Here is a 17,435-nt window from a genome sequence, read left to right as displayed (position 1 = left end):
AGGGTCCTCCCTGCCGGGGGTGTTCCCACCCCCGGCAGGAGGGCTAGCCGACCTCCTGCACCTCCCGCATGTAGAGGGATGATAGTACTTATGCTTGTGCAGGTTTTACTTTGTGACAATATTTTACGTCAAATTATGTGTATGATTCTCAACAGGAACAGTCATATAAGTAGTGGGGGTGTGAGCAATTGAATTGGAACAGGCCTCAGGAATTTAGGGTGTAATCTACCGTCCTAGTAGGTAGTAGGTCCTAAGGGGGTTATGCTATACTGAAGGGCACATATCGTATCCCGTACAAATGCAGTGAAAAGATGGGGGGCTCACAATCAGCGGCCGATCGAAAAACCAATCCGGTCTTTTGGACCGCGGCACCTTTCTTCATAAGCGCTACCAGATCCAACGGGTGATTGGAAAAGGTGGCATGGGTGCGGTATATCTGGCGAAGGATATCAAAGAGCAGGGGCAACTCTACGCCATCAAGGAGATGAGCCTGTCTTTGATCCCACCAAATGAGCAGCCACAAACCATCCACAACTTCAAGGTTGAGGCTAAAATGTTGTGGTCCTTGCACCATCCCAACCTGCCCACTGTGCATGGTGTATTCACCCAGGGTGATCGTTACTTCCTGGTCATGGATTATATTGATGGATCTACGCTAGAGGAACTGCTGGAGCGCAATCAGGCTCCCTTCCCTGAGAGGCGCGTGCTGGATTGGGCGCGCCAGTTGTGCGATGTGCTGGCCTATCTGCACAGTCACAGTCCCCCCATCATTTTCCGCGATATGAAACCGGGAAACATTATGTTGTCGCGCAGCGGGCAGATCAAGTTGATCGATTTTGGCATTGCGCGTTTCTTCCGCCCCTCCAATGCGCCTGATACGCAGATTTTAGGGACGCCTGGCTACGCCCCCCTGAACAATACGGGAAGGCGCAGACCGACGAGCGCTCGGATATCTATGCGCTGGGGATGACGATCTTCCACCTGTTGACCAATACTTTGTCGGATGAGGGCTTTGGCCTGGAAGATGTGCGTGCGATTAATCCGCGCATCTCTCCGATGGTGGCCCGCGCGCTGGAGAAGGCGACCAGCATCAAGCCGAGTGAGCGCTATGAGAGTGTGGAGATGTTCCGCCATGCGTTACTGGGTGTGGGTACCTTTGGTTTTGCCACCGGCGATGTGGCTTCGACCCCTGAGGAGCTGGCTCGCCTGTGCGCGACCTATCCCGAGGAAGCGGCCGAGTACCTGGTAGATCAGGAGATCGAGTCGTGGTTATTAGACCTGGGCGAAGACGAGTTGTCGGAGCTTGCCCATCGCCTGGCGCAGACGGTTGCTGATCCGGTCGATGCGATCGAGAAGTTTGTCGAGGCGGTGCTTTATAGCAAGGCGGGGCCCGGTCGCTATATGCTGCCGCCCGACTTCAATTTAAACAATACGGTGAGCAACGTCAATGTACAGGTACGCAATCCAACGTCGCGGGCCTATACTCCCCCTCCCGTGACTCAGGCAACCAGCGGACGGCAGCGCCAGACGCAGAAGGGACACATACCTGTCCCGGTCAGTCCGCGCGTGCTGGACTTTGGTACCGTGTATCCCGGCCTCTCGGCGCCGTTGAAGATTACCATCGGAGATGAGTCGGCCGAAGATGTGAGTGGAACCATCCATACCGAAGATTCCTGGATTCAGTTGAGCCAGACGATGTTTGATGCGCCTCTGAGCGAGATCAGTGTGCGCGTCAATAGCTTGCAGCTTCCGCGCCAGAATCACTATAGCGGCACGATTGTGATCATGGTGGATGATGATGTGCAGCGCGAAGTGATTGTGAAGGTTGAGGCGGAGGTGCAGGGCTTTATTGTGCGCAACCAGCGCCATCCGGGACGCACCAATGGGGCTGATCTGGATTACTACGATGATGACGAACTGGATAGCCAGGACGATGTCCCGATCGTCACAGGTGTTAATAGATCACAGGTGATGACGCCGCCAGCACTGTCCACGCCCGCCTCGGACCTCAAATACGGTACTCGCAATATGAATGACTGGGACCCCTGGCCGATGGGGAGCCGGTTACGCCGCTGGCGGCAGCTGCTGTTGACGCTGATGTGTTCCTTTATGCTGGCCAGCCTGGCGTATACCTGGTTGGCGCCGCTGCGTCCGCTCTCACTGAGCGCATCGGCGCACAACAGTAATCCCTTGTTCTTATTGATCCTGTTTATCGCTATTCCGGCCTCTACCTTTGGCGCGCTGGTACTGCGCTATGAACGCAGCTGGCGCGCGGAGGGCGTCTATAACCGTTCCTTGACGGGGATGGTCAGTTCCCTGGTGCTGCTTGGCCTGGGCGAACTGATCTGGCAGGTCGGGGTACGCGCCTCGCCAGTCTGGGTGCAATTGATCGTGATGCTGTCGATCGCCGCCATCGGAGCTACCACGGGTGTCTATACCCCTCCACACAAATGGATCTTTGCCCTGATTAAGGGCGTTCAGACCTCAACGCAGCAGTCGCGCTTGATGATGATCATCCTGGCCCTGCTGGTCGGCGCTATCCTGGGTATCTTCCTGACTTTCGGTTTCGAGTTTAGCCTCTTTACAGTATTTGGTATCCTGTTAGCGATAGGCATTATGGTGGGATTGGTGGAGAGGATTGATTACCTGGTGAGGTATAAACGCCTGTAACTAGAAGGATTGCCGTGGAGAACGAAACAGACGTCGCGCGACCGGACCTGGTGGTGGTACTGGGTCCGACCGCTTCGGGGAAGAGTGCGCTGGGTATCGCGCTGGCGCAGCAGTTTAATGGAGAGATCGTCTCCGCGGATTCGCGCCAGGTCTACCGGGGCCTGGATGTCGGGACCGCCAAGGTGACACCGCACGAGAGGAGCCTGGTTCCTCATCATCTCCTGGATGTGGTTGAGCCAGAGGAGATCTATAGCGTGGCCCAGTTTCAGCGGGAGGTGATCGCTACGATTGACGCGATCTTGCGCCGCGAACACCTTCCTCTGCTGGTAGGAGGCTCACCGCATTACATCCAGACCGTGGTGGACAACTTTGATATCCCCACCGTTGAGCCGCAGCCCGAGTTGCGCGCGCAGCTCGAGTCCCGCCCCCTGGAAGATCTCTTGTGTGAACTGGAACAGCTTGATCCACAGAGCGCGGCCAGCGTCGATCGAAAAAATCCACGCCGCGTCATTCGGGCGCTGGAGGTCTGCCTGGTCACCGGCAAGCCCTTCTCACAGCAGCGTAGAATCGCCCGACCCCTGTATCGCTGCCTCTTGCTGGGCATCCAATGGCCACGCGAGGTCCTCTATCAGCGGATCGATAGCCGCATCGACGAACGACTACAGCAGGGACTGGTAGCGGAGGTGCAGGAGCAGCTGGAGAAGGGCCTGAGCCACGAACGCCTGGATTCTTTTGGCCTCGAATATCGCTTTGTGAGCCGCTGGCTCCGAGGAGAGTTCGCCAGCGAAGCCGAGATGGTGCAGCGCCTCAAATATGCCTCCCATGATTTCGCGCGTCGTCAGCTAAGCTGGTTCAGACGCGATCAGCGTATCCTCTGGCTCGATGGGGCAGAGGGGGATCTGGTCGCGCGGGCGAGCGCTGCCGTGCGGGCTTTTCTTACTCATCCCAAAGAGAGTGCGCCTGCGGCGCGCCAGTAATGTATAGTGTGGCTGGAAACGGGGCGCAGCTGCGCCCCGTTTCCAGCCACACTATACATTACTGGCATTTCTTTTGAATGATGGATCGGAAGCCCCTCCTTTCTAAAGTCCCGTGTGAAAAACAGCGCTTGACGCGCTGTTTTTCACACGGGACCCCCTAAAACCTCGGGCGCCCCGCAGGCGCGCCCGTCAGGGATCGCAGACACACACCGCACGCATAGGATATAATAATGAGAAATTATTCTGTTTGATGCTTTTTATATGTGGCGAAAAGAAAGGGAATAGAGCAATGGTTACCGCACTCGTCTTGATCAATGTGCAGCGTGGCACTGTGAATGAGACCGCACAGCGCTTATTAGAGGTGAAAGGTGTGGCGGAGGTCTATTCAGTGACTGGCGAATATGATCTGGTTGCTTTACTACGTTTCCAGAATTATGAGAACCTGGCCAGTGTGGTAACTGACCATATGTTAAAATTGACGACCATCACCAAAACACATACATTGATGGGCTTTAAGGTGTTTTCACGCGCCGATCTACAGCAGGCGTGGGATTTAGGCGTTGAATAAATAGAGCCACCTGATTTTTATGATATTGCATACTGAACGACTTATACTGCGTGATTTCGATGAGCGAGATTGGAAGCCAACACTAGAGTATCAATCCGATCCCGAATTTTTGCGCTTTAATCCCTGGACGCATCGCACTGAGATGGATGTTCGCTCTCTGATCAAGATGTTTATCAACTGGAGTCGTGAGCATCCACGGAAAAAGTATCAACTGGCAATAGTTTTGCGCGAGAACAATCAGCTGATCGGCAATTGTGGCCTGCGTATGAATCACGCGCATGCTGAGGTGGCTGATCTGGGTTATGAGCTGGATCACCGCTACTGGAGCCATGGATACGCCACGGAGGCTTCGCTGGCACTGCTGGCGTTTGGCTTTGAGCAATTACAACTGCATCGTATCTGGGCCTATTGCCTGGCGGAGAATATCGCTTCAGCACATGTGCTGGAGAAGATCGGCATGCGCTATGAGGGCTCACAGCTCGAGAGCGAGTGGTTGAAGGGCCGCTGGTGGGATACCCTGCAGTATGCCATGCTGGACCACGAGTGGCAGAGCCTGCGTCCCCATTCTTGAGCGTTCTTTTTCCGTGGTACTGATAATAGTATGGCCTCTATAGGGTCCAGACGCGCACGTTCTTAAAGGCAGCTTCCCCTGGCCCCATGGTCATTGAGCCTGCGAGCAGTCCAATCTGCCCGTGTGTATAGCCCCCATCATGGACCGATGAGATCTCTTTCTGGTTGATGTAGAGTGTCAGGACATCATTCTGCGCCACCACCGCGATCAGGTTGGGCTGGTTCAACCCCTGGTTGAAGGCCTTGCTGGTACCCTGGTCAAGCAGCGTGGCATGGTCGATGCTGTTGTCGGCGAAGCGATAGAACCAGTATGAGCCATCGGTGTGGACGCGGAAAAGATAGAAGCGTCCATCTATGCCATCCTCTGATCTGAAAACGATGCCTCCGAATTCCCCCTGCTCGATAGTCATCTCTACTTCATACGCGAAATTGCTATAATCGGTCTTCTGAGCGATGCACGCATGGAAGCGACCAGTCTGAGGCTGATAGGCGACATAGGTATTATTTTTGAACGTACAGCGTGCATCGCTCGCATTGGTTCCTTCCTGCCAGTTGATGGCTGGATCCTGCTGCTGCAGAGTACTGTTAAGGACCAGGTGGCCGGTATGGGGAGCATAAGGATCGGATGGCGTGATGCTGATAAAACCACTGCTAAAGGCGATGAAGGCGGCGCTGACCACTACTATCAGTGCGATGAGCGGAACAAGGATAAATAAGCGTTTGCGCGCTGCTGGTCGTGGACCGGTGAGTGAGATTTCCGAGGCTACCTCGCCGATCTCCATGGGCGGGTTGAATGTCATAGCCTGGTCCTGGTCTTCAGAGAGGTCGATAGACGGAGTGGTTGGTGGTGGTTCGGATAGCAACCCGAGCTCATGGACATTCATGTCCAGCCGCGAGCACAGCTTTTCGCGGAAGTACGCGGAAGGGACAGAAACGTTGCGTTCCCATGAACTGATGCGATTGGGGGTCGTGCCCAGTTCTTCAGCCATGCGGGCCTGAGACCAGCCACGCATCTCCCGCTGATACTTCACGATCTCAGCGAAGTTTTTCTGTTTCGAGGTTTCCATCCTATACACCTGCGTTCCTGCATTGATCTATCTCTAGTATACCATTTCCAATAAAGAAACGTATCTCCCTCCCCCTTTTGAGGGTGTCATTCATGTTTTTGCCAAAGAGAAGGCAACAAAAACCGGAACGCCCCCGAAACCCGGAACACTCCCGAAAACCGGAACGCCCCCGAAAACCGGAACGCCCCCGAAAACCGGAACGCCCGTGTAGGGTCGACCTTCAACGGTCGACCGGGCTGCCAGCGCCAGCGACGGCAGCCCACGTGCCCGGCCGGTTCGGCTTCTCGTGGAAAATATCTCGCCCCACGTGGTACCTCAGGAGGAACGTTCGCTTTTGGGTACGCCTGTGCAACGTTCACGTTCGGGAACCACGTGGGCCAGCATGGATGCCATGGGAAGCGGTGTTGTGGGGGTACAGGGGCCGCAATCGCTGGCGCTCGCGGCCCGGTCGACCGTTGAAGGTCGACCCTACAGGGGCGTTCCTTTTTTTGAGGGATGTTTCGATTTTTGGGACGTTTCGTGTTTCTTGTCGCCTTCTCTTTGGCAAAAACATGAATGACACCCCACTTTTAACATAGCAATAAACAGCCGGTGGCATCGCAACGTGTGCCACCGGCTGTTTATTGGTGTGCTAGCGTGCTGGCTGGTTGTGCATAAACCATACGTAGCCATCTTCGAGGCCGGGTTCAGCCGGGATGGCCTGCAGCCCATTGGCTGGCGTACCAACTACGCGGTACTGTGTTGAACTACTCATCTGATTGGTCGAGACGATGCTGAAGTTGCCCTCGGGCCGTGGGCCATCGGTGGTGATATGCCAGACATGACCGCGGGTCTGTTCAAGCATCTGCGCGATCGTACCCTGGAAGATGACCTGGCCGGACTTCATCATGGCGATATTGCGGCAGGTCTGCGCGATATCCTCAACGATATGGGTTGAGAGCAGGACCGTACGCTCCCCGGCCAGGTCCGAGAGCAGATTGCGGAAGCGGATGCGCTCTTCGGGATCGAGGCCGGCGGTCGGCTCGTCGACGATCAGGAAGCGTGGATTATTAAGCAGGGCCTGCGCGATACCGACACGGCGTTTCATGCCACCCGAGTAGGTCTTGATCTTGCGTTGCGCCACGTGCTTGAGGGCTACCATTTCCAGCAGCTCCTCGACGCGCTGCTGCCGTACTTTGGGCTCTTTCTGACCCTTCAGGATCGCTATATAATCCAAAAATTCGCGCGCGCTGAGATCGGGATACATCCCCAGGTCCTGGGGCAGGTAGCCCAGTATCTGTTGTACCTGCTGCCGGCCCTGGGGGGTGGTCGCGTCGTAAGGACCGACCTGGATCGCTCCGCTGGTCGGCTGCAGAATGCCGGCCAGGATACGCATAAACGTCGTTTTGCCAGCTCCGTTGGGTCCCAGCAGACCAAACATACCGTGAGGGATCTCCAGCGATAGGTTGTTTAATGCCTGCACATTGCCGCGATATATTTTATTAAGCTGCTGAATTTGAATGTTCATTGATTGTGTATCCTTCTTCTCGTCATTTATATTGCGTTTTTCGATCGGTGTTGATGTGTATAGCATAGTCGTTAACCTTTCATTTGTGATGCGTCTGCGGTCGCGTTTATTGGACAGGTCCATAGTCGGGTCTACCTGATTTATTGGTGTCGCAACTGCCACTGCTGATAACCGTTCAGGGCGAGCATGATCAACGCGGCCAGTCCGAGCAGCACCAGCATACTGAGCAGCCCTTGCCCGGCGCTGGCCCGATCGACCGGGAAGACGGTGACCCCGAAGAAGCCACGGCTCATATAGCCGCCCGCCGGCGTGAGGATGGTATCGCTCAGCGTGGGGATGCCATGTGGTTTGTAGAGGTTTCCCCAGAACCAGTAGCCGACGAACAGGAACTGGAACAGCGGCACCCAGATCAGCGCCGGTATGGCAATGGCGGCGGCCCCCACCAGCAGCATGCCCGGTAAGATGATAGTAGCGAAGGTAGCGATGGCCACCAGGAACACATAGGCGTTGAGCGTCTGTACAAAGATGACCAGGATACCCAGGATGTAGAAGATCAGGATTGGCAGCAGCGTCGCCAGCGTACTGCCCAGGTACTTGCCCCATAGCCGGCCCGCCGCTGAGCCCGGTAGCGTCGTCAGAATCTCCTGCACGCGCGTCCGCTTATCGCGGGGCAGCCGGTCAGCGATCAAGATGGCGACCGCCACCGGCAGCAGGTAGTTGACGATATTGGTCCAGTAGGCCGTGGTGGCCACAATCGGCGCGCCCTTGAGGTGCTGGATCATGGTCAGGACGCCTGGTGTTCTGAACATAAAGCCCAGGATGATTAACTGGATGAGACCCATCGTGATCCACAGCCAGGGGCGGCGCACCTGCATGCGGAATTCGTATTTTAAAGCTCCCAGGAACGTTGCGAACAGAGACATGGTTGATATTCCTTTCAGACGATAGCATTTCTGTATTATTCAGCGGTCGCGCTTTTGAGCATGCTTTCATTGTTGAGTAAGAGTAGCCAGTTGACCGGGATCAGGATGATGGCGAAGGCCAGCAATTCCAGGCGATTGGTGAGCCAGAACGGCGCATCGGGCATCAATGTGGTAGGAAAGAGCACAAAGGATTGGACCCAGGGGTTGGTCTCCAGCAGATTTTTGATGAACAGGGCCTGCAAGATCCAGATGCCGCCCAGGATAGCTCCGCTGGCCGAGATGCTGTGGGTCAGGATCGTGATGCAGAAGCCTACGCTCATAAACCAGAGCAGTGGGGCCAGCCAGATCAGTTGTCCCACCAGAAACTGCCAGACGAGGGCCCAGGATTGTATCTGTTGTGGCTGGTAGCCCAGCTTGAAGCTGAACAGGATCGTATTGGTCAGGAAGCTAACAATGGCTGCCCAGATCAGCACCAGCAGAAAGCGGTACATGGCCGTGCGCCGATAGCTGGTGGGCATCGTCAGCTGCAACTCCAGCGCCGGATCGTGCAGTCCGGTGGCGGCTATGATCGCGCCCATGGCGAGCGGTAAAAACATCTCCTGACCCGACATCAAAGCACGGGAGGTGTTGACGCCCAATATATGGAGCACTATGGCCAGTACACCGAATAGCATGATAACCAGCAGCGGTGGCAGAATAACCTTCATCCCCAGCAGGTGCAGTTCATAACGCAATAATTGTCTATTCATAGCTGTTTCCCTTTAATATTTTTAGCATGTAACCAATGTTGTGTTTCTTGTCATGCCTAAAGAATAAAAGAAACAGTGGATGTTGTGATGCGGCTGAAGTCGCGTCTTTTTTATGCGTCTCCAGACCTGTTCTATATCGTCTATGGACGCGCCCATACTGCGGCATCGCACTGCTCAGCAGCATAAATGATGACATTGAGAATTTTATTACGATGCGATACAATGACACATAAATAATAAAGGAAGTGATATTTATCGAGTTGTAACGCATCCATTTTTTATGTAAATTGTTATTTTGGGGAAGATAGGAGCTCTCCGGGACAGCCTGGAACAGGTAGGTTTATCCTCATAATGGTTCAACTAGATATGCATTTTTAGCTCGGTGCCAACAGGATCATCCATAAAGGTGCATCAAGTAATGGTTGATTGCTCGCTTTATTTGACTGCCGATCATTTCTCAAAAGAGGTTACGATATGAACAGGAGTAAAAACCGTTTCCCAGGAGAGACATTGCCATTTACTACTTCTGCGGATGTAGAATCCACCTCGCGACAGAGTTCGCCCTCCACTATTCCTCGCCTTTCAACGGGCGTTACGGGCTTTGATGAAATTCTCGATGGTGGTCTGGTTGCGCACCGTGCCTACCTTTTGCGTGGCGGACCAGGTAGTGGCAAGACGACACTGGGAATGCATTTTTTGGCTGCGGGCGTAGAACGGGGAGAGACCTGTCTGTTTATCACAATGGGTGAACCGGAAGCGGAAATTCGCCAGAACGCCCGGGCCTTCGACAGTATTCTGGATAAAATTCACTTTTTGGATCTCTCGCCTAGTGCCTCATTTTTTACCGAGATGCAAAGCTATGATATATTCTCGCCCGCCGAGGTTGAGCGCGAACCAATTACGCAACGGATTATGTCCAGTGTTGAAGAACTGCGTCCACAACGCGTCTTTCTCGATGCCATGACCCAGTTCCGCTTCCTTAATCCAGACGATTTTCAGTTCCGCAAGCAGGTATTGTCCTTCTTACGCTTCCTGATGGAACGAGGGGCAACTGTGGTCTTTACCTCAGAAGGAAGTGTATCTTCACCTGACGATGATCTACAGTTTATGAGTGATGGCGTGATTCATTTGCACTTTAACCCTGAGAGCCGTGCGATCAGTGTTAGTAAGTTTCGCGGTTCCGACTTTCAAGCGGGTAGTCATGTGATGCGCCTGACGGACACAGGCATGCACGTCTTTCCAAAGTTACTGCCGCAAATGCACATCCAGAGCTATGTTCAGGAGAAAATTTCATCGGGTGTACCTGAGATCGACGAATTGTTACACGGCGGCATTGAGCGCGGCGCCATCAGCATGATCACCGGGCCAACGGGTGTCGGCAAAACCACCCTGGGTTTGCAATTCATGAAAGAGGCCGCTGGTCGAGGAGAACGCTCGGTCGTCTATACATTCGAAGAAACCAAGGAGACGCTATTAAATCGCTGTGAGGCTATCAATATTCCAGTGCGTACCATGCAGGAGCGTGGTACCCTTGCGATAAACCAGGTCGAACCATTGCGTTTTACACCTGATGAGTTCGCGCGCATCGTACGCCAGGAAGTAGAGCAACAGGGCTCGCGCATCGTTATGCTTGATAGTGTTTCTGGCTATAGCCTCTCCCTCAAAGGACATGACCTGGTCGAACCTTTACATGCGTTGTGTAAATATCTCCAGAATATGGGAGTCGCGGTGCTTTTAGTCAATGAGGTAACCTCGGTTGTTGGTGAGTTCAAAGTCTCAGAATTCGGCCTCTCCTATCTGGCGGATAATATCATCTTTTTGCGCTACCTGGAACTAAGAGGTGAAATGCGGCGCGCCATCGGCGTCCTGAAAAAGCGCCTCTCAAGCTTTGAGCGCACTATTCGTGAGCTTGAAATTGGTCGTTATGGTATCAAGGTGGGCAAACCTTTAACGGGTATTCAGGGTATTCTGACCGGCAATTTGCACTTCATCGAACAAGCTAACAGGGAGAGCTAGCCATGGTTGCAAAAGCCCCCATCTTGCTGGTTAATAGTAATCAGCGCAATCTACAGTTGCTGGTTGATGTTCTTGAAAAAGAGGGATACGATGCCATTGCCGCCTATGACTACCCTACCTTTGACCAGGCTATTATTCAGGAGCCAGCACCAAAGGGTGCGCTGGTAGACATTGCTGGTTTTGACAGTCAAATATGGCCGCGCTGTGAACAATTGCGCGCGGCTAAAATTCCTTTCCTGGTCATCTCTCCACGCCAGAGCGCCGCTGTTCAGCAGGCCAGCATGACCCATGGAGCAAAGGGCGTCATGGTCAAACCATTGATCATTAAGGAACTTATAGGCATCATTCAGAGCCTTGTGGAAGAATAACTAATATGACACGCCTTTTGCTCCTGCTTGAAAACAGGCAAAACCGTACATTGCTGGCCAATTGGCTCTCTCAGCGCTACCAGGTTATGCAACAGGAATCCGGCGTGCCGCTGGCAGAGGCATTTGATGTTTGTTTGATTGATGGACCAGCCTTAGATCGGCGCTGGGCTGAAATCCAAGCCCATAGGTCCAGAGAAGATCCGATCTTCTTGCCGGTGATACTCCTGGCCTCCTATCGCGAGGTGGGGTTGATTACACGCCACCTCTGGAAGACCATCGATGATCTGATTCGTTTGCCGGTGGAAAAAACAGAGCTGCAGGCACGAGTAGAGATATTGGTACGCACCCGAGAGCTTTCTCTCTCCCTGAAATTGCGCAACAGCGATCTGGAGTCATTTTTTCACGCGATGACGCATGATCTGCGCGCTCCATTGCGCGCCATCAAAGGCTTTGCGGAAATTCTCGCCAGCGAAGAGGGCGAACGACTGACGGATAAAGGCAGAGAGTACCTCTCCAATATCCACACATCTACAATACAGATGCGGGAATTTATTGATGGCCTGGTTGCCTTCGCTAGAGTGGGACATACGCAAGGAGAGCCGCAGGAAGTGGATCTTCAGTTGTTAGTCGAGCAATGTATCCAGTGCCTTTCCTCAACGATAGAACAGCAAGAGGCTCACATTATGATCGAGCCCCCTTTGCCAACTGTAGAGGGGCAACCACTTCTGTTACGTATGGCCATCACCAATCTCCTATCTAACGCGCTCAAATTTATCAAACCAGGCGACCGCCCTGACATACAGATCCGCGCGGTAAAGCTGCATGGTAGCTATCGGCTGGAGATAGAGGATCATGGTATTGGTATCTCTTCGCAAAATATAGCCAATCTATTCAAGCCATTTACCCAGCTGCATGGCGTTGAAGAATATGAAGGTCTTGGTCTGGGGCTGGCCACCGTACGCAAAGTGGTTGACCTGATGGGAGGGCACGTTGGGGTGAGCTCAGTAGTAGGGCAGGGGAGTACATTCTGGCTGGAGTTGCGCTCGGTCACGAAAGGAGTGACATGAAAGTCCTTCTCATTGATGACAATCCTTTTGATCGTCAGTTAATTAAACATAAGATGGAACAGATCTGGCCGGCTATTCAGTGGCGGGAAGTAACGAACCAGCAGGCTTTTCTAGATATTATGAAGCAGCCAGATTTTGATTTTGTACTGACCGATTACCAGATCAAGTGGACCAACGGGATTGAGGTGCTCAAATTCGTAGCGAAATGCCGCCCCGATCTACCAGTGTTCATGATTACAGATACCGGCAGTGAAGAGATAGCGGTTGAAGCTATGAAGCTTGGCCTGAGCGATTATGTGCTCAAGACCCATCTCCCCAGGCTCCCACTGGCTATCAAAGAGTTTTTCAAACGGCAACAGTTGCAGAGCGAACATGAAATTTTGCAAAAACAGGTTCAACAGGCCCAGAAAATGGAGAGCCTGGGTCTGCTGGTTAGTGGCCTGGCCCATGACTTTAATAATTTGTTAGCAGGCATGATGGGCTATGCTCAACAAGGTATAAAGCATGCTTCAGACCGGCCAGAGCTGGCAGACTATTTCCGACATATTTTCACCCGCGCCGAACAAGGGGCACGCATGACCCGACAGTTGTTGACTTTCGCACGCGGCAGCCGTTTAGAGCCCATACGTATCCAGCCCAATGATTTGATCACCCAGACATTGGGATTTTTAAGCACCCTGCTAGGGCCAACGATCAAGATAGAGTTTGTCCCGGATCCCGACATCGTCGATCTGTATGCCGATCCCACCCAGCTGGAACAGATGCTTATGAATCTGTGCATTAACGCGCGCGATGCTATGCCGCACGGAGGAACATTAACTATCCAGACCCATTCGTTCCAGCTTCACCAGAGTAAACAGGATGCCCGTTTCACTACCCAACCGGGGCCTTATGTGCAGATCACCATCACAGACACCGGTGAAGGTATGTCTCCTGAGACATTATCCCGTCTCTTCGAGCCCTTCTTTACGACCAAAGGTGTCGGTCAGGGTACCGGTCTTGGCCTCGCGGTGGTCTATGGCATCATTCAGCAACATCACGGCTTTATCGAGGTAACCAGCCAGCCAGGTGAAGGAACCTGTTTTGCCCTCTTTTTGCCGGTAGCAGAGCAGATTGCGCTGGAAGATACGATGCTCAACGAGATTGAAGTACCAGAGAAGGTGATGACGGCCGTGAAGACGTCTGGAAAAGCGACGATCCTGGTGGTGGAAGATGATCCAGACGTGCAACAGGTTATCTGTGATGTTCTGCGAGAAGATGGGTATACCCTTCTGGTGGCCAGCGATGGAGAAGAAGGGCTGCAGCTATTTCAGGAACATAGCGCTACCATATGCCTGATCATAGCTGATATTATGATGCCGAAAATGCAAGGCAAAGAATTTCAGCAACAGATACGCCGCAGGCAACCCGAAGCAAAGATGCTGGTTATGAGCGGCTATCAACAGATCCAGCTGCAGCAAAAAGATATGCTTGATCCCTACAGCGACTTCCTGCAAAAACCTTTTGATCTGGATGTGCTGCTGGATAAGATACACTCCCTGCTCGATGCCCACCAATAGCTTTCACCAGGTAAAAACCTGGTATACATGCGGATATTACGGCCGCTTCTCGTCTCTTCCTAAATGAAATGTATTATAATACAAAGCGTTAATAGATGAGTCGTGTTTTTTATTGGAGCAGGAGGCATGGAGTTGTTGAGACGGCCGGGACAGCGGCTGCAGTGGAAGCTGACGCTCTCGTCTCTGTTGACTACGGTGGTGACCGTCTGTTTGATTGAAGTGATCACCGTAGTTGTGATTTTGATCTACTTTTTCGCCTTTCCTGATCGCGTCTGGCTGAATAATGTGCAGAGTTTAGCTACCCAGGCGGTACCATTCTTTGTCAATGGACGTCCAGATCATGCGGAACTGGCGAAATGGCTGCAGATTACCAGCAATGGTGCAACCGATCTGTCATCACACTCTCGCGCTAGTTTCCTGGCTGTGGTAGATCAGCAGGGCAACGTCTTGATTGCTCACGGGGGAGATGCGCAGCCACAGTTACACAGCGTGCTCTCGCAAGACGAGCAGCAGCAATTGCAGCGTCTCTTGCAGGGGAAAAACGCCGGGCAGGGACTGGCCTTTCAAGATGGTCCGCATACCTCTGTCCTGATGGCCCCTATTGTGGATGGGCAACGGGTTGAGGGCGCTATCATTTTGCGCTCCGATCAGTTGACGAACGCGGTCTTCTCTGCCAACTTCAACAATCTGCTACCTTTGCTTATTCTCAATGTGATCGTGATCACGATCCTGGCTGCGCTGACCGGTGCCGTGGCTGGTTTCCTGACGGCGCGCGGCTTTACCCGTCGCTTCAGGCGCCTCTCGCTGGCAGCCAATCAGTGGAGTCAGGGGGATTTTCTGGCGCGCGCCGTCGATCCTTCTGAGGATGAGTTGGGCCAGCTAACGCGTCAGCTGAATACTATGGCCGAGCAGCTGCAGCAGTTTCTGCGTACGCGTCAGCAGCTGGCGACGCTGGAGGAGCGCAACCGCCTGGCGCGCGATCTGCACGATAGCGTCAAGCAGCAGGTCTTTGTAGTCGCTATGCAGGTAGGCGCGATCCGCCTCTTGATGGGAAAGGACGTGGCCGCCGCGCGCCAGCGCCTGGACGATATGGAGCAGCTGGTGCGCGATGTGCAGAAAGAGCTTAGCGCGCTGATCCGCGAACTGCGTCCCGTCGCCCTGGAAGGTAGATCGCTGGCGCAGGCGCTGCAGACATATATCAAGCAGTGGCAGGAGCAGACCTGGATCGCCGCCAGCATTGAGGTTGAGGGAACCTGCGTCATCTCGCCAGCGCTGGAGGAGGCGCTCTTCCGCGTCTGCCAGGAGGCGCTGTCGAACGTTGCCCGCCATAGCAACGCCACGCAGGTACAGGTACAGCTGCGCTGTTCAGAAGAGGTGGTCGTGCTGCGTATCAGCGACAACGGCAGGGGTTTTCACATGGAAAGGCGTGAGAAGCATGGCGTGGGCCTGCTGTCCATGCAGGAACGCATCCGCGAACTGGATGGACAGATCACGATCGAGAGCGCCAGCGGCAAAGGTACGCAGATCTATATCGAATGTGCCGTCACGCCGGTATAATTATATTTGTAGATAGGTATATCGCTATCGCGCAGGGCGGCGAAAGGAGGCAGGCATGCAGGAGACGCTAGAGAACGCGATCACTGTCTTATTAGTGGATGATCACAGGCTGGTGCGCCAGGGGGTGCGCGTATTTCTGGAGTTGCAGCCCGATATCCAGGTGCTGGAGGAGGCCGATAATGGGGAGTCCGCGGTAGAGAAGGCGCGTGCTCTCCAACCGGCGGTCGTTCTGATGGATATGATGTTGCCTGACATCAGTGGTATCGAGGCCACGCGGCGTATCAGGCAGCAATGTCCGCGCACAAAGGTGATTATTCTGACCTCATTTCATGAAGATGAATATATCTTTCCGGCTTTGCGGGCCGGAGCCCTCTCCTATGTGCTTAAGGATGTGGGACCGGATGAGCTGGCTGATACCATTCGCAAGGCGGCGCGTGAGGAATCCGTACTGCATCCCCGCGTGGCGGCCAGGGTCGTGCAGGAGATTCAGGGTGTCAAGAAAGAGGCGCGCAACCTGGCGTCCGACCTGAGCGAGCGCGAACTGGATGTCCTGCGTCTGATCGCCGCCGGTCATAGCAACGCCGAGATCGCCGAAAAGCTGGTGATCAGCGAAAAGACCGTCAAGGGGCATGTGAGCAATATCCTGGGCAAGCTGCACACGGTTGACCGCACGCAGGCGGCCGTCTACGCCTGGGAGCACGGCATCGTCCACCCCAAACAATCCCCCCACCCATAGGTTCGGAGCCCGCCTCCGAACTATAATCGGAGGCGGGTTCCGAACCATAATCGGAGGTAGGGTTTATGCCATGTCGGCCAGAGAAATGGTGCGTTTCTCTTCTACCGATTTATAGGCACCCAGGATAACTTTGAGTACATTGGTGCCTTCGACCTCGGTGTTGACCGGGCGACGGCCTTCCTGCAGGCAGGTAACAAAGTCTTTGATCTCTTCCGCAAAGGTATCGACGCTGCTCAGTTCGATTTTCTGCTCTTCTTCACCATTCAGTTTGTAGAACAGATCGCTGCCATAGCTGTAGGCGCTGCCTTTTTCCGCCACCAGCGAGAACTTCTCGGTGATGGAGGCGGGCACGTAGGCCCAGCTGGTCACGATGTTTCCTACCGATCCATCGGCGAAGCGTACCAACACCTGGGCGGAATCCTCACCATCCATGAACTCCAGGCGATGCTTGCTGAGCATGGCTGTGACCTCTACAGGTTCGCTGCTGGCCAGGTAGAGCAACAAATATGTGGGATGATAGCCAGTGTCGATCAGCTCGCCTCCGCCGATCATTGCACGCTGAGCGCGCCAGCCCATGTTTTTAGGATCGAACTTATTGAAGAAGCTATCGGTGGTGCGAAGCTCGTAGACCTTGCCGAAGGTTCCTTCCTGGATCATCTGTTTGACGCGGGCGACCGGAGGCATGGTCAGCTGATTGTGGGCGCACATCAGGGTGACCCCGTTTTGAGAGACGGCCTGCTGTACCGCTTCGGCCTCCTGCACCGTCAGACAGAGGGGCTTCTCACACAGAATGTGCTTCTTCGCATTGGCGGCCGCTACAATAGCGTCTTTATGCAGATGATGGGGTAAGCAGATGTCGACTGCGTCGATGTCCGCCTTCGCCAGCATCTCGTTATAGTCGCTAAAGATTTCTGCTCCGCCGACTTCCTGCGCGCGCTTCTCTGCATTCGCCGTCACGACATCGCTGACCGCGGCGACTTTAACTTGCTCGGGGATGCGCAGATAGCCTCTGATATGTGTTCCCGTAATGCCTCCGCAACCGATGAGTCCAACTTTGATCGTCATGCTGTTCTTCCTCCTTGAGTATGCGTTGGTGCAAGC

The 17,435-nt window shown here is 53.9% G+C and carries 16 protein-coding genes; 11 read left to right on the top strand and 5 right to left on the bottom strand.

Annotation, left to right across the window (positions count from 1 at the left end; genetic code table 11):
• Positions 1–358 precede the first annotated feature (358 nt).
• The 5 genes from AABA21_RS23165 (at position 359) to AABA21_RS23145 (ending at position 4,786) form a co-directional block, all read left to right on the top strand.
• The gene (locus AABA21_RS23165; RefSeq protein WP_338253985.1) at positions 359–970 is read left to right on the top strand and encodes a serine/threonine protein kinase; all 612 of its coding nucleotides are present in this window, start codon (positions 359–361) and stop codon (positions 968–970) included.
• Positions 967–2,670: an MFS transporter gene (locus AABA21_RS23160; RefSeq protein ID WP_338253984.1), complete on the top strand. Its 1,704-nt coding sequence runs from the start codon at positions 967–969 to the stop codon at positions 2,668–2,670. Before AABA21_RS23165 ends, AABA21_RS23160 begins: the two co-directional genes overlap by 4 nt.
• Positions 2,671–2,684: 14 nt before the next feature.
• Positions 2,685–3,647, top strand: coding sequence for a tRNA (adenosine(37)-N6)-dimethylallyltransferase MiaA (gene miaA, locus AABA21_RS23155; RefSeq protein WP_338253983.1), 963 nt, complete (start codon positions 2,685–2,687; stop codon positions 3,645–3,647).
• Between the two features lie 289 nt (positions 3,648–3,936).
• Positions 3,937–4,215, top strand: a complete 279-nt coding sequence (locus tag AABA21_RS23150) for an Lrp/AsnC family transcriptional regulator (protein WP_338253982.1) — start codon at positions 3,937–3,939, stop codon at positions 4,213–4,215.
• Positions 4,216–4,234: 19 nt separating this feature from the next.
• Positions 4,235–4,786, top strand: a complete 552-nt coding sequence (locus tag AABA21_RS23145; RefSeq protein WP_338253981.1) for a GNAT family N-acetyltransferase — start codon at positions 4,235–4,237, stop codon at positions 4,784–4,786.
• A gap of 37 nt (positions 4,787–4,823) precedes the next feature.
• On the opposite strand, the gene AABA21_RS23140 is transcribed toward AABA21_RS23145, so the two are convergent.
• From AABA21_RS23140 to AABA21_RS23125, 4 genes are all read right to left on the bottom strand, one after another.
• Entirely contained in the window at positions 4,824–5,852 is a 1,029-nt protein-coding gene (locus AABA21_RS23140) for a helix-turn-helix domain-containing protein (protein ID WP_338253980.1), read from the bottom strand.
• Between the two features lie 631 nt (positions 5,853–6,483).
• Entirely contained in the window at positions 6,484–7,359 is an 876-nt protein-coding gene (locus tag AABA21_RS23135) for an ABC transporter ATP-binding protein (RefSeq protein WP_338253979.1), read from the bottom strand.
• A gap of 140 nt (positions 7,360–7,499) precedes the next feature.
• Positions 7,500–8,282, bottom strand: coding sequence for an ABC transporter permease (locus tag AABA21_RS23130; protein ID WP_338253978.1), 783 nt, complete (start codon positions 8,280–8,282; stop codon positions 7,500–7,502).
• Between the two features lie 35 nt (positions 8,283–8,317).
• Positions 8,318–9,031, bottom strand: a complete 714-nt coding sequence (locus AABA21_RS23125) for a hypothetical protein (RefSeq protein ID WP_338253976.1) — start codon at positions 9,029–9,031, stop codon at positions 8,318–8,320.
• A 474-nt stretch (positions 9,032–9,505) separates the two neighbouring features.
• Here AABA21_RS23125 and AABA21_RS23120 point away from each other — a divergent pair, with 474 nt between their 5' ends.
• The 6 genes from AABA21_RS23120 to AABA21_RS23095 all read left to right on the top strand — a co-directional run bounded on the left by AABA21_RS23120 (position 9,506) and on the right by AABA21_RS23095 (position 16,334).
• Positions 9,506–11,047 carry an ATPase domain-containing protein gene (locus AABA21_RS23120; RefSeq protein WP_338253975.1) on the top strand — a complete coding sequence of 514 codons (1,542 nt, stop codon included), beginning with the start codon at positions 9,506–9,508 and terminating at the stop codon, positions 11,045–11,047.
• Between the two features lie 2 nt (positions 11,048–11,049).
• On the top strand, positions 11,050–11,415 hold the full coding sequence (locus AABA21_RS23115) for a response regulator transcription factor (RefSeq protein WP_338253973.1): 366 nt from the start codon (positions 11,050–11,052) through the stop codon (positions 11,413–11,415).
• 5 nt (positions 11,416–11,420) lie between these two features.
• Positions 11,421–12,482, top strand: coding sequence for a sensor histidine kinase (locus AABA21_RS23110; protein WP_338253971.1), 1,062 nt, complete (start codon positions 11,421–11,423; stop codon positions 12,480–12,482).
• The gene (locus tag AABA21_RS23105; RefSeq protein WP_338253969.1) at positions 12,479–14,041 is read left to right on the top strand and encodes a response regulator; all 1,563 of its coding nucleotides are present in this window, start codon (positions 12,479–12,481) and stop codon (positions 14,039–14,041) included. The genes AABA21_RS23110 and AABA21_RS23105 overlap by 4 nt, the downstream gene beginning before the upstream one ends.
• Before the next feature lie 126 nt (positions 14,042–14,167).
• Positions 14,168–15,598, top strand: coding sequence for a HAMP domain-containing sensor histidine kinase (locus AABA21_RS23100; protein ID WP_338253968.1), 1,431 nt, complete (start codon positions 14,168–14,170; stop codon positions 15,596–15,598).
• A 55-nt stretch (positions 15,599–15,653) separates the two neighbouring features.
• Complete coding sequence (locus tag AABA21_RS23095; protein WP_338253967.1) at positions 15,654–16,334, top strand: response regulator; 681 nt, start codon at positions 15,654–15,656, stop codon at positions 16,332–16,334.
• 63 nt (positions 16,335–16,397) lie between these two features.
• Here AABA21_RS23095 and AABA21_RS23090 read toward each other — a convergent pair whose 3' ends face one another.
• Positions 16,398–17,399: a Gfo/Idh/MocA family protein gene (locus tag AABA21_RS23090; RefSeq protein WP_338253965.1), complete on the bottom strand. Its 1,002-nt coding sequence runs from the start codon at positions 17,397–17,399 to the stop codon at positions 16,398–16,400.
• Positions 17,400–17,435: the final 36 nt, after the last annotated feature.

Source organism: Dictyobacter halimunensis (assembly GCF_036245075.1).
Note: the sequence above shows the minus strand (reverse complement) of the source record. Positions and strands in the feature narration are given on the sequence as shown.